This window comes from Bradyrhizobium stylosanthis (assembly GCF_001641335.1).
GTDB classification, from domain to species: domain Bacteria; phylum Pseudomonadota; class Alphaproteobacteria; order Rhizobiales; family Xanthobacteraceae; genus Bradyrhizobium; species Bradyrhizobium stylosanthis.
The window spans coordinates 412185-426729 of record NZ_LVEM01000004.1 but is presented as its reverse complement, the minus strand read 5'-3'; the positions used below and the strand labels follow the sequence as shown (position 1 = coordinate 426729).

The following is a 14545-nucleotide window of genomic DNA, read 5'->3' as shown; positions in this document are numbered from 1 at the left end:
ATCCCCTACCGACAGCAGGGGTGAACCGGATTGGGAGCGTGTAGCGGCTTCAGAACTGATATCGCCGCAAGCCGCCATCCACGGGGATCACCGTGCCCGTGATGTACCTTGCCACCGGTGACGCCAAGAACACCGCGAGCGCAGCGAGGTCTTCCGGCTCGCCCCAATAGCCGACCGGGATCTCTTCCTCGGCAAAGCGCTCGCGATAATCCGGCGGGTAGTTGCGGCGGATCTGCTCGCTCATGATGCGGCCGGGCGGGATGCAGTTGATGGTGATGCCGTGCTCGCCGATCTCGCGCGACAGGCCCTTGGCCCAGGCGTGCACGGCGGCCTTGGCAGCGAAGGCGGCGTTGAGGCCTTCCGGCTCGGACTTGCCGGTGATGTTGACGATGCGGCCCCATTTGCGTTCGATCATCTGCGGCAGCAGCGCGTGCGCGATGCGGCGGTAGCTGGTGAAGTTCAGCGCGATCGCCTCGTCCCATTTGCTGTCGGGCGCATCGACGGGCAGGGGGCGGCTGCCGCCGGCATTGTTGATGAGGATGTCGACATGGCCGAGCTCCTTCACTGCGAAGGCCGCGATCTTCTCGGCCGCGTCCTTGGCCATCACGTCCTGCTCGAGCGGCGTGATCAGGCCGGAGCCGACTTCCTTGACCAGCTCGGCGAGCAGGTCGGTGCGCCTGGCCACCCCGACGACGCGGACGCCTTCGGCGGCGAGGCCCTTGGCGATGGCGCGGCCGATGCCGATGCTCGCGCCTGTGACGACAGCGGTTTTCGATTTGAGCCCGAGATCCATGGTCACGCTCTCTTGTTTGCTTTTGCTTGTTGTTGTCGTTCGTTTCCTGCCCGTCCCGCGGGCTTGCGAATTGCCTCGGCGGGACGAGCAGTGGTAACCAAGAGCGCTCGCGAAGGAAACACGAAAAAGAAAAGGCTGGAACGATGGTCTGGGATCCGCAGCAATATCTGAAATTCTCCGGCCACCGGCTGCGGCCCGCCGTCGACCTCTTGATGCGGATTCCGGATTTCGCGCCGCGCGAGATCGCCGATCTCGGGGCCGGCGCCGGCAACGTCACCAAGCTCATTAAGGAGCGCTGGCCGGATGCGGCCGTGACCGGCGTCGAGGGCTCGGCCGAGATGGTCGCCGCCGGCCGCAAGGCCGCGCCGGATGTGGAATGGTCGCATGAGGACCTCGGCCATTGGCGTCCGGCGAAGCCATATGATTTGATCTATTCCAATGCCGCACTGCACTGGCTGCCCAATCATGCGGCACTCTTCCCGTCGGTGATGGAGAAGGTGAAGCCGGGCGGCATGCTCGCGGTGCAGATGCCGCGCAATTTTCTCGCACCCTCGCATGTGCTGATCGGCGAGACCGCGCTCGACGGCCCCTGGCGCGCCAAGGTCGAGCATCTCGTCACTCCGCCGCCGGTGGAGGGGCCGGCCTTCTATCACGATCTTCTCGCGCCGATGTCTGCCAATATCGACATCTGGGAGACCGAATATCTGCAGGTGCTCGAAGGCGACAACCCCGTGAAGGAGTGGACCAAGGGCACCTGGCTGACGCGCTATCTCGATATCCTGCAGGGTGAGGAGAAGGCCGCGTTCGAAGCCGCCTATGGTGCGCGGGTCGCCAAGGCCTATCCGAAGAATGAAGCGGGGCAGACGCTGTTCCCGTTCCGGCGCCTCTTCATCGTCGCCCAGCGCAAGAGCTGATCCCGTTGCCGCAATGCGGCATAAGCTTCGCTCCGTTGCAGCGAAGCTTGTGCCGGGTTGCGCATGCAGTTCGCGTCACGATAGCTTGGCTGCAGAAAATTGGGCTTAGGTCTAGTTGTTCGGCTGCCGGTTTGCTGCCACTACTGACCGCGTAAAATAAAAAGACCCGGTTATAGAGGTTGTTGGGAGGTATCTTCATGCGCAAGCTGCTCCTTGCGGTCGCCGCTGCGGCCATTCTCATGGCCCCCGCGATTGCAGAGGCCCAGAGCCCCATCGTCATCAAGTTCAGCCACGTCGTCGCCAACGATACGCCGAAGGGCAAGGGCGCCCTGAAGTTCAAGGAGCTTGCCGAGAAGTACACCGACGGCAAGGTCAAGATCGAGGTCTATCCGAACTCCTCGCTCTACAAGGACAAGGAGGAGATCGAGGCGCTCCAGCTCGGCTCGGTACAGATGCTGGCGCCTTCGACCGCGAAATTCGCGCCGCTCGGCATCAAGGAGTTCGAGGCGCTCGACCTGCCCTGGCTGTTCAAGGACGACGCGACCTATTCCGCCGCGATGAAGGGCACGATCGGCAAGTGGCTGTTCCAGAAGCTGGAGGCCAAGGGCATCACCGGGCTCGCCTACTGGGACAACGGCTTCCACATGGTGTCGTCGAACCGTGCGCTGATGAAGCCTGAGGATTTCAAGGGCCTCAAGTTCCGCATCTCCGGATCCAAGATCGCCGATCAGTATTTCCGCCTGATGGGCTCGATCCCGCAGATCATGGCGTTCTCCGAAGTGTACCAGGCGCTGCAGACCGGCGTCGTCGACGGCTGCGAGAACACGGCGTCCAACTATTTGACGCAGAAGTTCTACGAGGTGCAGAAGGACATCACTGTGTCCTATCACGCGCATCTGCAATATGCCGTCATCGTCAACTCGAAGTTCTGGTCCGGCCTGCCGCCCGACGTCCGCGCCCAGCTCGAAAAGGCGATGGCCGAGGCGACCGACTACACCAACCAGATCGCGCATCAGGAGAACGAGGACGCGCTGGCCGAGATCAAGAAGACCGGCAGGACCACGCTGCATTACCTGACCGACGCCGACCGCAAGGCGTGGCAGGAGGCGATGCAGCCGACCTACAAATGGGCGAAGGGCCGCGTCGGGCAGGAAGTGCTCGATCTCGTTGCCAAGGAACTCGACGTCAAGATGAACTGACGCGTTTTCCGTGAGAGGACAGTATCAACGGTCGGGAGTGCAAGCACTTCCGGCCGTTTCGTATCGCTAGAGCGCGATGAGATTTGGATGAATCGTCATAGTGCTTCAGGTTATTGTTTGCGCATGATCTCTTCGGAACGATCATGCTTTGGGGGGACTTTGATTTGCTTCGCGTGCTCAACCAGGCGCTCAACCATCTCGAAGAGTGGTTGATCGCGACGCTCATTGCGGCTGCGACCGGCCTTATCTTCATCGCTGTCGTGCACCGCTACGGCGCGGGCGAATCGATCGCCCTCTCCAGGTGGGCGGCCGCACACGGGATGACCTGGCTGGCCTCGCTGTCGATGGCGGTCTTCACTTTCCTCTCGGAGCTCGACCTGTCCTGGGCGCAGGAGCTCTGCATCTACATGTTCATCTGGATGGCGAAGTTCGGCGCGGCCTATGGCGTGCGCACCGGCATCCATGTCGGCGTCGACCTCCTGGTCAACCGCCTGCCTGAACATTCGCGCAAGCACGTGATCCTGTTCGCGCTGCTGTGCGGGGCGCTGTTCACCGGCATGATCGCCGCCTTCGGCACCTCCTTCGTGCGCGAGATGTTCCACACCGGCCAGCAGTCCAACGATCTGGAAGCACCGATGTGGTTCGTCTATCTCGCGATCCCGCTCGGCTCGGGCCTGATGTGCTTCCGCTTCCTGCAGGTCTCCTGGTTCTACTACTGGACCGGCGAGCTGCCGCATCATGACGAGACCCACGTCGAGGGCGTCGAGGCCGACGTCTCGCCCGCGCTGCATCCGCAGCCCGCCGGCGCCGCAACCCGCGCTGCTGCGCGAAAAGTCTCGCCGCTGGGCGTCATCTTGATCATGGCGCCCGTGCTGATCTTCATGATGTGCCTTGCCGAAAAGTTCGGCGTGGTGGTGCTGCCGCACTGGATGCGCGCCGCGACCGTCTTTGCGCTGCTGATCGCGCTGATGCTGACCGGCATCCCGGTCTCGATCGCGCTCGGCCTCACCGTGATGACGTTCCTGTTCACGCTGACCACCGTGCCGATCGAGGCGGTCTCGATGAAGCTCTTCACGGGCATCGAGGGCTTCGAGATCATGGCGATCCCGTTCTTCATCCTCGCCGGCAATTTCCTCACCCATGGCGGCGTCGCGCGCCGCATGATCAATTTCGCGACCTCGCTGATCGGCCATTGGTATGGCGGCCTCGGCCTTGCCGGCATCGTCGCCTGCGCGATGTTCGCGCTGGTCTGCGGCTCGAGCGTTGCGACCGTCGCGGCGATCGGCGCCATCGTGCTGCCCGAGATGGTCCGCCACGGCTACCCGATGCGGTTCGGCGCCGGCATCATCACGGTCGCCGGCTCGCTCGGCATCCTGATGCTGCCCTCGATCCCCAAGATCGTCTACGCGGTCTCGACCAACACCTCGATCGGCGCGCTGTTCGTCGCCGGCCTGCTGCCGGGCATCATGCTGACGACGATGCTGTGCATCGTCACCTGGTGGCTGGCGCGCAAGCGCGACTATCCGCGGCTGCCGAAGGCGAGCTGGGGCGAAACCGTCCGCACCTTCCGCGAGAGCATCTGGGGCCTGATGCTGGTCGTCATCATCATCGGCGGCATCTATAGCGGCCTGTTCACCGCGACCGAGGCGGCGGCGATGGCCGCCGTCTACTCTTTCATCATCGCGGTGTTCGTCTACAAGGCGATCAAGATCAGGGACGTGCCGCGGGTGCTGCTCCGCGCCGCCAACACCAGCGCGATGCTGCTCTACATCGTCACCAACGCGGTGCTGTTCTCCTTCGTGCTCTCCAACGAGAACCTGCCGGCGACGCTCGCCGACTGGATCGCGGCGCAGAATCTCGGCTGGGTCGGCTTCCTGCTGGTGGTCAACATCCTCTTGCTGCTCGCCGGCAACTTCATGGAGCCGAACTCGATCATCCTGATCATGGCCCCGATCCTGGCGCCGGCGGCCAAGAAGCTCGGCATCGACCTCGTCCATTTCGGCATCGTGATGGACGTCAACATGGAGGTCGGCCTCTGCCATCCGCCTGTCGGCCTCAACCTCTACGTGGCGTCCATGATAGCGCGAATGCGGATCACCGATCTTGCGGTGGCGGTGATGCCGTGGCTGATCACCATGCTCGGCTTCCTCGTCATCGTGACCTACTGGCCCGACCTGACGCTGTGGCTGCCGCGGGTGCTGGGGATGCTCTAGGTCGGCGCGCAGCCGGCACGTCGCCCGGATGGCGCTTCGCGCCATCCGGGCTGCGGCGTCAGCCGGCTTTTCGGGCCGGACATGGCTAACGCCCGGTGAACCCGCAGGCTCAAATGCCGTCGTATTGAAGCGCACGCATTTTTACGGATATGCGGTACGACCATGCCAGCGGATGGGGACTGGCATGCTGTTCAACAGAATGGAATCCGGACGGGCGTCGATCTCCGACACCGTCTACTTGGAAGTCATCACGGGCCTTCACGGCACGACGATGCCCAACATTCTTGCGGCCGCTTGCCTGGCGATGGTCGGCGCGATCACGACATACGAGACCGGCGACATGGTGACGGCCGGCCTGACGGTCGCCGGCGTCGCGATCGCCATCGTCCGCCTCTGCGAAATCTTTGCATTCCGCCGCCGGATCGCGCGTTCGCCGCAACTCGGCCGGGCGGAGGCCGTCCGCTGGGAGCGCTGGTACATTGCCGGCACGGTCGCGACGGCGCTCGTGCTCGGCGTATTTGCTGCGCGCAGCATCATGCTGGGCGATGCGCTCTGCTCCGTCATGGCGATCGGCATCGGATTCGGCTTTGGCGCCGGGGTGGTGGCGCGGCTGGCGTTGCGTCCCGTCGCGGCGCTGCTCGATCTCGTCGCGATCGCCGCGCCCGCCGCGATCGTGACCTTCATGCAGCCCGACCTGCGCCATGTCGGCCTCGGGCTGCTCATCCTGATGTACGTGGTCGCGAGCTTCGAGATGGTGCGCCTGAGCTTCAATGCCTCGATCAGCCAGATCACGCTCAAGCGGCAGTTCGAGCAGCTCGCGCGTTTGGACCCGATGACCGGCCTCGCCAATCGATCCGTGCTGGCGACGGACCTGCCGCCGATGCTGGCGGCCGGGATGGTTGCCGTCCATGCGCTCGATCTCGACCGTTTCAAGGAAGCCAACGACCGGTTCGGCCATCCCGTCGGCGATACGCTGCTCAAGCAGGTCGCCGGGCGGCTCAAGGCGATCGCCGCGGCCGATGACCTCGTGGTGCGGATGGGCGGCGATGAGTTCGTCCTGGTGCAGCGCGCGGCCGGCGATGCGGAAGCGATGGCGCAGCGCATCGTACAATCGATCGGTGCGCCCTATGATATCGACGGACAGATCGTCGAGCTCGGCGTCAGCGTCGGCGTTGCCGTCGCGCCGGACGATGGCCGCACCGCAGAAGCGCTGCTGTCGCGTTCCGACAGGGCGCTCTACCGGGCCAAGGAGAGTCGCGGCGGCTACGTGCTGGCGCGGGACTTGCGGGTGCGGGACTCGGGCCAGCCGGTCAAAGGATTGGCCGCTTAGCCGCTCCATCCGGCTGCACATCCTTCCGCCAGCGATGGCAATCGACCGCGAGATGCGGTTAGATGCCGCGCAATGAGCCGGGAGGAGACAAATGACCGAGATTTCCAGCAGCGAGCCGAAGGACGCAACGCCGTCCGTGACTGCGCAGCAGACGGCGATGCGCAATGCGCTGCCGTTTTCCGACACACGGGATTTCGACGATGCCGCGCGCGGCTTCCTCGGCACGATCGAGAACGCGGAGATCGCCAATCCGCAAGGGCGCACGGTGTGGAGCCTGAAGCCCTACGGCTTCCTCTCGGCTGAAGAGGCGCCGCCGACGGTCAATCCCAGCCTGTGGCGGCAGTCGCGGCTCAACATGCAGCACGGGCTGTTCGAGGTGGTGCCCGGCGTCTACCAGGTGCGCGGGCTCGACATCGCCAACATGACGCTGATCGAGGGCGACAGCGGCGTCATCGTCGTGGATACGCTGACCTCGATCGAAGGCGCGCGAGCTGCGCTCGATCTCTACTTCAGGCACCGTGGCCAGAAGCCGGTCGCCGCCGTCATCTTCACGCACACCCACACCGATCACTGGGGCGGCGCGCGCGGCGTGCTGGAGGAGGATGCGCTGGCGACGGGACGGGTGCCGATCATCGCGCCGAACCTGTTCATGGAGCACGCTGTCTCCGAGAACATCATCGCGGGGCCCGCGATGCTGCGGCGGGCGCAGTACCAGTTCGGCCCGCTGCTCGCCAAGGGGCCGCGCGGGCAGGTCGATTGCGGGCTCGGCAAGTCGATGGCGGCAGGATCGGTCGCGCTGCTGCGCCCGACCGACCTGATCATGGCGACCGGCGACAGGCGCGTGATCGACGGCGTCGAATTCGAATTCCAGATGGCGCCCAACAGCGAAGCGCCGGCGGAGATGCATTTCTTCATCTCGCGCTACAAACTGTTGAACCTCGCCGAGAACTGCACGCACAATTTCCACAATCTGCTGCCGTTCCGCGGCGCCGACGTGCGCGATGCGCTGGCCTGGTCCAAATATTTGAACGAGGCGTTGCAACTGTGGGACGGCAAGGCCGAGGCGATGTGCGGCCAGCATCACTGGCCGGTGTGGGGGCGCGAGCGCATAGGCACTATGATCCGGCAGCAGCGCGACCTCTACAAGTTCGCGCATGACCAGACCATCCGCCTGATGAACCACGGCCTGACCGCCGCGGAGATCGCCGAGACGATCCGGCTGCCGGCAAGTCTCGAGGGCGCCTGGCACGGCCGCGGCTATTACGGCCATATCCGTCACAATGTGAAGGCGATCTACCAGAAATATCTCGGATGGTACGACGCCAACCCGGTCAATCTTGATCCGCTGCCGCCGGTCGAGTCCGGCAAAAAATACGTCGAGTATATGGGCGGCGCCGAGGCGATCCTCGCGCGTGCGCGCCATGATTTTGCCAAGGGCGAGTTTCGTTTCGTCGCGCAGGCGCTCGGCCATCTGGTATTTGCCGAGCCCGACAATGCGGCGGCACGTGGCCTGCTCGCGGACACGCTGGAGCAGCTCGGCTACGCCGCCGAGAGCGCGACCTGGCGCAACGCCTATCTGTTCGGCGCCCAGGAATTGCGCCAGGGCATGCCGAAAGTGCCGGCCCGCCCGCCAATGCCGCGCGAGACGCTGGCGGCGCTGCGCACCGAGCAGCTCTGGGACGTGCTCGGCATTCGCCTGAACGGGCCGAAGGCGGAAGGCAAGCACATCGTGCTGAACTGGACCTTTTCGGATACCGGCGAGACGTTCGTGCTCAACCTGGAGAACTGCGCGCTGACCTACACCGAAGGCGTGCAGGCGGACAATGCGGACGCCGGCTTCACCCTGGCGCGGGCAACGCTCGATGAAGTCATCGCGAAGCTGACGAGCTTTCCGGAAGCGGTTGCCGCCGGCAAGGTCAAGCTGTCGGGTAGCCCGATGAAGCTCGCCGAGCTGATGGGACTGATGGACGAGTTTCCGCGGATGTTCGAGATCGTGGAGCCGAAGCGGGCGGCGGTGGGGTAGGGCGGGGGCCGCCCGTTGCGGTCTCTCGTGCCCGGACACAGTGCAGCGCTGCTTCAGCGGTGCGCTGCAGAGCCGGGGCCCATGTCTCCGAATGCACCGCCGCGTGGGTCCCGGCTCTGCGCCGCAACGCAAGGGCGTTGCAGCGCGTCCGGGACACGAGAGTAGTGGATGCCGCTACCTACTCCGCGCTGCTCACCAGCTTGATCCGCGGCGCTTGCTCCTCGGTCAGGCTGCGATAGGCGGCGAGATAGTCCAGCGCCATCCGCCGCGCGGTGAAGCGCGTCTCGAACTGCTTGCGGATCGCGGCGCGGCTCAGTTGCGGAAGGCGGTTGACGACACCGGCGGCGCTGATGATGTCCTCGACGACGAAGCCGGTGAGGCCCTCGTCGATGATCTCGGGCACCGAGCCGCGGTTGAAGGCGACGACCGGCGTTCCGCAGGCCATGGCTTCGATCATCACGAGGCCGAACGGCTCCGGCCAGTCGATCGGCAGCAGCAGGCCGAGCGCGCCGCTGAGGAACTCCGACTTCTCGTGATCGCCGATCTCGCCGATGAAATCGACCAGCGGGTTGTTCACGATCATCGGCTTGATCAGCTCGTCATAATAATCCTGGTCGGCACGATCGACCTTGGCCGCGATCTTCAGCGGGATGCCGCAATGGGTCGCGATCTTGATGGCACGGTCGACGCCCTTCTCGGGCGCGATGCGGCCGAGCACGGCGAGGTATTCCTGCTTCGCCGGCTTCGGCGTCAGCAGGTTCTCCGGCAGGCCGTGGTGAATCGTCTTCACCCAGTTCGCCTGCGGCACCGGCCGCCGCTGCGCATTGGAGATCGAGATCACCGGGATCTTGGAGAAAGTGTTGAAGACAGGCTGATGCTCCGGCAGGTCGAGCCGGCCGTGCAGCGTGGTCAGGAACGGCGTCGGCTGCCGGTAGAACAGCGACCATGGATAGTAATCGAGATGGAAGTGGAGGAAGTCGAACTCCTCGTCGTCACATTTTTGCCGCACGCGCTCGAGGAGCACCATGTGCAGGGCGTTGGGGTCGCGCACGGAGCCGTCGAGGCGAAGCGCCCGCGGCCATAATGCATCCAGCTTCGCCGACGTCTGCGAGTCGCCGCTCGCGAACAGTGTGACGTCGTGTCCCAGGGCAACCAACTCTTCCGTCAACCAGTGCACCACCCGCTCGGTGCCGCCATACAGCTTGGGTGGAACAGCCTCCGTCAACGGAGCTACCTGCGCGATGCGCATCTCACCATCTCCTCTGCGATCATGGAGTTTAAGCCCCCGCCGTGTTTGGGCACCGGCATGCCAATCAGGGAACGTTCTCGCATTTGCGAAGTTCCTTCCCCCGAACGTTACTTCTTCGACACGGTGCGGCGTGGTCGTGATGCTGCCATCACCTCTTCTCACTCCGTCCGCATCCGCATGTCGTGATCGCCTGGCCCGGGAACCGAGGCGAAGCAGTCGATGTTCAGTCGGCTAAGACAAAAACTGGAATCATAACGACGGGGCGATAGCCATATGGATCATCTTTCTGGATACGCGCGCAGGCCATTTGCCTTTGTCTTGCGCTATCTGCGGCGTCGCCTTGCATCGCATCTGGTGATCCTGACCGCCGTCGTCGCGGCGGTTGCCTGCTCCGTAGGCACGCAGTACGGCGTCAAATCCCTGGTCGACAGTCTGTCGGCGGGAACATCGCATGGTGGCAGCGTATGGCTGGCATTCCTTCTGCTCATGTCGCTGATCGCGGCGGACAACTTCCTCTGGCGCATCGCGAGCTGGACGGCGAGCTTCACCTTCGTTCGTGTCACGGGCGATTTACGCCGTGACATATTTCGTCATCTGACCGGCCACGCGCCGAGCTACTTCTCCGATCGCATGCCGGGGATGCTGACGAGCCGCATCACGGCGACGTCGAACGCGGTGTTCACGGTCGAGAACATGTTTGTCTGGAACGTGCTGCCGCCGTGCATTGCCACAATTGCGGCAATCATGCTGATCGGAACCGTCAGTCCCTACATGGCGCTTGGCCTGATCGTGATCGCCGGCGGCATGGTGATCGCGATGTTCCGCCTCGCCGCGGCCGGCAAGCCCCTGCATGACGATTTCGCCGACAAGGCTGCGGTCGTCGACGGCGAGATGATCGACGTCATCAGCAACATGCCGCTGGTCCGCGCCTTCTGCGGCATCGGCCACGAGCACGAGCGGTTCGACGCCACCGTCAACCGCGAACTCACCGCGCGCGGCCGCAGCCTGCGTTATCTGGAGAAGCTGCGGCTCACCCATGCCGGCGTGACAGTCCTGCTGACCGTTGCACTCATGGCCTGGGCGATCACGCTGTGGCAGCAGGGCGAGGCGACCACCGGCGACGTCGTGCTGGTCTGCACCCTCGGCCTGTCCATCCTCAACGCCACGCGCGATCTCGCGGTGGCGCTGGTCGACGTCACCCAGCATGTCGCACGCCTGACCGAGGCGATCGCGACGCTGCTGGTGCCGCATGAATTGCGCGACCATCCCGAGGCCGAGCCCCTCGTCAAGAGCGGCGCCGCGATCGCGTTCAACAACGTTACCTTCGGCTACCCCGGGGCTGAAAAGATCTTCGAGCGCTTCAGCCTGCGGCTGCAGCCCGGCCAGCGCGTCGGCCTGGTCGGCCAGTCCGGCGGCGGCAAGTCGACACTGTTCACGCTGCTTCAGCGCTTCTATGATGTCGACGAGGGCAGTGTCACCGTCGACGGTCAGGACATTGCAAAGGTGACCCAGCAGAGCTTGCGCGAGGCGATCTCGGTGGTGCCGCAGGACATCTCCCTGTTCCATCGCTCCATCAGAGAGAACATCCGATACGGCCGGCCCAACGCGACCGACGACGAGGTGCTGCGCGCGGCGATCGCGGCGCGGTGCGATTTCATCGACAGCCTGCCCGAGGGCCTCGACACCATGGTCGGCGACCGCGGCGTCAAGATGTCCGGCGGCCAGCGCCAGCGCATCGCGATTGCGCGCGCCTTCGTGAAGGACGCCCCGATCGTGCTGCTCGACGAGGCGACGGCCGCGCTCGACAGCGAATCCGAGGAGGCGATCCGCGAGGCGCTGTCGCGCCTGATGCGCGGCCGCACCGTGATCGCGATCGCGCATCGCCTCGCGACGCTGCGCAATTTCGACCGCGTCGTGGTGCTGAAGAACGGCCGGATCATCGAGGACGGCGCACCCGACCGCCTGATGCAGGGCCACGGTCCGTACCGTGAGCTGGTGACGCAGGAGATGAGCCGGCTCGCGAAGTTCGCGGCGTAAGGCCGACAGTCGCGTTCGCGTTGGTTGCGTCTCGAAACAAGCGCAGGGGAGCAGCTTATGGCCGCCGAAGTCGTCACCAAACTCGTCTCCGTGACGCGAACCGTGGAGCAGGTCGCGGAGCAGCCGTTCTATATCCCGATGACGGGACCGTCGGCGCGGCCGCGGCGCTCGCTCAAGCACGACGACACCTTCATCGTGCTCGACAGCCATGGCGACATCGGCGCCTCGGCCGGCGGGCCCGACGGCCTGTTTCACCATGACACCCGCTATCTCGCCCGGCTGGAGCTCGTGCTCAACGATCTCCAGCCGCTGCTGCTCGGCTCCAATCTGCGCGACGACAATTCGGCGCTGACGGTCGATCTGACCAATCCCGACATCTACCGCGAGGGCAGCCTCGTGCTGCAGAAGGACCTGCTGCACATCGTGCGCACGATCTTCCTGTGGCGCGGTTCGGCCTATCAGCGCATCGGTGTGCAGAACCATGGCGACCGGCCGACCAGCTTCGAGCTGACGCTGCTGTTCGGCAACGACTTCGCCGATCTGTTCGAGGTTCGCGGCGAGCGCCGCCCGCGCCGCGGCACCGGCACGAGCAGCCTGCTTGGCCCGACCGACGTGCTGTTCGAATATCACGGGCTCGACGAGTCCGAGCGCACCACGGCCCTGCATTTCGACCCGCGTCCGACCCGGCTCTCCGTCAATGCCGCCACCTGGCAGCTCGAGCTCGGCCCGCACCAGGCGAAATCGCTGTTCGTGGCGGTGTCCTGCAACAGGCCGGCGTCGGAAAAGCCGGCGCGCTTCTTCCAGGGGCTGCTGGCGCACCGCCGCGAGATGCGGCAGTCGACGATGGGCGCGGCCAGCATTGAGACCTCCAACAACATCTTCAACGAGGTGCTGTGCCAGGCCATGGCCGACCTCAACATGCTGATGACCGAAACGCCGCAGGGCCGCTATCCCTATGCCGGCATTCCCTGGTACTCGACGACGTTCGGCCGCGACGGCCTGATCACCGCGCTCCAGATGCTCTGGGTCGATCCGCGCGTCGCCAAGGGCGTGCTCAGGCGGCTCGCGCATTTCCAGGCGAAGGCCGTCGATCCGCTCGCCGATGCCGCGCCCGGCAAGATCCTGCACGAGATGCGCGGCGGCGAAATGGCGGCGCTGCGCGAGGTGCCGTTCGCGCAATATTACGGCAGCGTCGATTCGACCGCGCTCTTCGTGCTGCTCGCCGGAAGCTATTTCGAGCGCACCGGCGACGAGAAGACGCTGATCGAGCTGTGGCCCGCGATCGAGGCGGGCCTCGCCTGGATCGACGGACCCGGCGATCCTGATCAGGACGGCTTCGTCGAATATCAGCGCGCGACCGAGAAGGGGCTGGCCAACCAGGGCTGGAAGGATTCCTACGACGCGATCTTCCATGCCGATGGCCAGCTCGCGGAAGGCAATATCGCGCTCGCGGAGGTCCAGGGCTACGTCTACATGGCCAAGCTGCTGGCCGCGCGCTGCGCCCTGCGGCTCGGCAAGCCCGACCTCGTGCGCAAGTTCGAGGCCGAGGCCAAGGCGCTGGCGGAGCGCTTCGAGCAGGCGTTCTGGTGCGAGGAGCTCGGCACCTATGCCCTTGCCCTCGACGGCAAGAAGCGCCCCTGCAAGGTGCGGACCTCCAATGCCGGGCAGGTGCTGTTCAGCGGCATGATCCGCGAGGACCGCGCCCGCTTGGTCGCCGCCGACCTGATGCGGCCGCACTTCTTCTCGGGCTGGGGCATCCGTACCGTCGCCGTCGGCGAGGTGCGCTACAATCCGATGTCTTATCACGACGGCTCGATCTGGCCGCATGACAACGCGCTGATCGCGCTGGGGCTTGCGCGCTACGGCCTCAAGCATTCGGTGGCGCATGTGTTCAAGGGGCTGTTCGACGCCGCGACCTACATGGACCTGCGGCGCCTGCCCGAATTGTTCTGCGGCTTCCGGCGCGAGAAGCGGCGCGGCCCGACGCTCTATCCGGTCGCCTGCGCGCCGCAGGCCTGGGCCAGCGCGACGCCGTTCACGCTGCTGGAGGCGGCGCTGGGTCTCGAGTTCGACGTGGCGCGCTGCGAGATCCGCCTGCGCAATCCGCATCTGCCGGCATTCCTGAACGAAGTCATCCTGCGCGATCTCCGCCTCGGCGAGTCCAGCGTGGATCTGCGCGTCAGCCGCCACGGCGACGACGTGGCGCTCGAGGTGTTGCGCACGCGCGGCCAGATCCAGGTCTCGATCGTGCTGGCGCGCTAGCGGCGCGCAAGGAGGGACCATGCGTGTCATCGGTGTGTTGATCCTGAGCGTGGTCATTGCCGGAGGCCTGGCGGTCGCCACGCGCGCCGCGGAAGACCAGCCCGCGGCGCAGAACGAGGCGAAAGCGCCGCCGGCTTCGACGGTGCCCGTGACACCGAAGGACGCCGCGCCGCCGCCCTCCGTCACCATCATCGGGGCGAGCGATGCCCACGGCGTGCTCGGCCGCGACGTGCGCAGCGCGGCGGCCGAGGATATGGGCCGCATCGTCGACGTGATCGTCGATCGAGAGGGGCATGTGCGCGCGGCCGCGATCGATTTCGGCGGCTTCCTCGGCGTCGGCAGCCGCAAGATCGTGGTGGACTGGAACGCGCTGCGCTTCGGCAAGATCGCCAACAAGAAGGACAGCATCACGCTGGAATTGACCAAGGCGCAGGTCGCGGCCGCGCCGGAATACAAGGAGGACACGCCGATCGTCGTGCTCGGCGCGTCCGGCAGCCTGCAACCGCTGCAAGCGATACAGTGAGG

At 65.2% G+C, this 14545-nt stretch carries 10 protein-coding genes and 1 pseudogene; 9 read left to right on the top strand and 2 right to left on the bottom strand.

The features are described from left to right. Positions 1-49 precede the first annotated feature (49 nt). A complete protein-coding gene (locus A7X65_RS28445; protein WP_063691489.1) occupies positions 50-793 on the bottom strand; it encodes an SDR family NAD(P)-dependent oxidoreductase in 744 nt (247 codons plus the stop codon). 143 nt (positions 794-936) lie between these two features. Between A7X65_RS28445 and A7X65_RS28440 the strand changes: the two genes are divergently transcribed. The 6 genes and pseudogenes from A7X65_RS28440 to A7X65_RS28420 all read left to right on the top strand — a co-directional run bounded on the left by A7X65_RS28440 (position 937) and on the right by A7X65_RS28420 (position 8472). After that, positions 937-1707, top strand: coding sequence for a methyltransferase domain-containing protein (locus A7X65_RS28440; RefSeq protein ID WP_063691488.1), 771 nt, complete (start codon positions 937-939; stop codon positions 1705-1707). Positions 1708-1904: 197 nt separating this feature from the next. Then, complete coding sequence (locus A7X65_RS28435) at positions 1905-2906, top strand: DctP family TRAP transporter solute-binding subunit (protein ID WP_063691487.1); 1002 nt, start codon at positions 1905-1907, stop codon at positions 2904-2906. Between the two features lie 143 nt (positions 2907-3049). Continuing rightward, positions 3050-3592, top strand: a pseudogene (locus A7X65_RS43745) (TRAP transporter small permease); the annotation flags it as partial. Positions 3593-3835: 243 nt separating this feature from the next. Next, positions 3836-5119, top strand: coding sequence for a TRAP transporter large permease subunit (locus tag A7X65_RS43740; protein WP_063692561.1), 1284 nt, complete (start codon positions 3836-3838; stop codon positions 5117-5119). 184 nt (positions 5120-5303) lie between these two features. Continuing rightward, entirely contained in the window at positions 5304-6449 is a 1146-nt protein-coding gene (locus A7X65_RS28425) for a GGDEF domain-containing protein (RefSeq protein ID WP_063691486.1), read from the top strand. A gap of 91 nt (positions 6450-6540) precedes the next feature. Beyond that, positions 6541-8472, top strand: coding sequence for an alkyl/aryl-sulfatase (locus A7X65_RS28420; RefSeq protein WP_063691485.1), 1932 nt, complete (start codon positions 6541-6543; stop codon positions 8470-8472). 178 nt (positions 8473-8650) lie between these two features. Here A7X65_RS28420 and A7X65_RS28415 read toward each other — a convergent pair whose 3' ends face one another. Continuing rightward, on the bottom strand, positions 8651-9721 hold the full coding sequence (locus A7X65_RS28415) for a glycosyltransferase family 4 protein (RefSeq protein ID WP_063691484.1): 1071 nt from the start codon (positions 9719-9721) through the stop codon (positions 8651-8653). A 273-nt stretch (positions 9722-9994) separates the two neighbouring features. Between A7X65_RS28415 and A7X65_RS28410 the strand changes: the two genes are divergently transcribed. Genes A7X65_RS28410 through A7X65_RS28400 form a run of 3 tightly spaced genes read left to right on the top strand, consistent with a single transcriptional unit; the run spans position 9995 to position 14543 of the window. Then, the gene (locus A7X65_RS28410) at positions 9995-11758 is read left to right on the top strand and encodes an ABC transporter ATP-binding protein (RefSeq protein ID WP_063691483.1); all 1764 of its coding nucleotides are present in this window, start codon (positions 9995-9997) and stop codon (positions 11756-11758) included. A gap of 57 nt (positions 11759-11815) precedes the next feature. Then, positions 11816-14020, top strand: a complete 2205-nt coding sequence (locus tag A7X65_RS28405) for an amylo-alpha-1,6-glucosidase (RefSeq protein WP_063691482.1) — start codon at positions 11816-11818, stop codon at positions 14018-14020. A gap of 19 nt (positions 14021-14039) precedes the next feature. Beyond that, on the top strand, positions 14040-14543 hold the full coding sequence (locus A7X65_RS28400) for a PRC-barrel domain-containing protein (protein WP_063691481.1): 504 nt from the start codon (positions 14040-14042) through the stop codon (positions 14541-14543). Positions 14544-14545 lie beyond the last annotated feature (2 nt).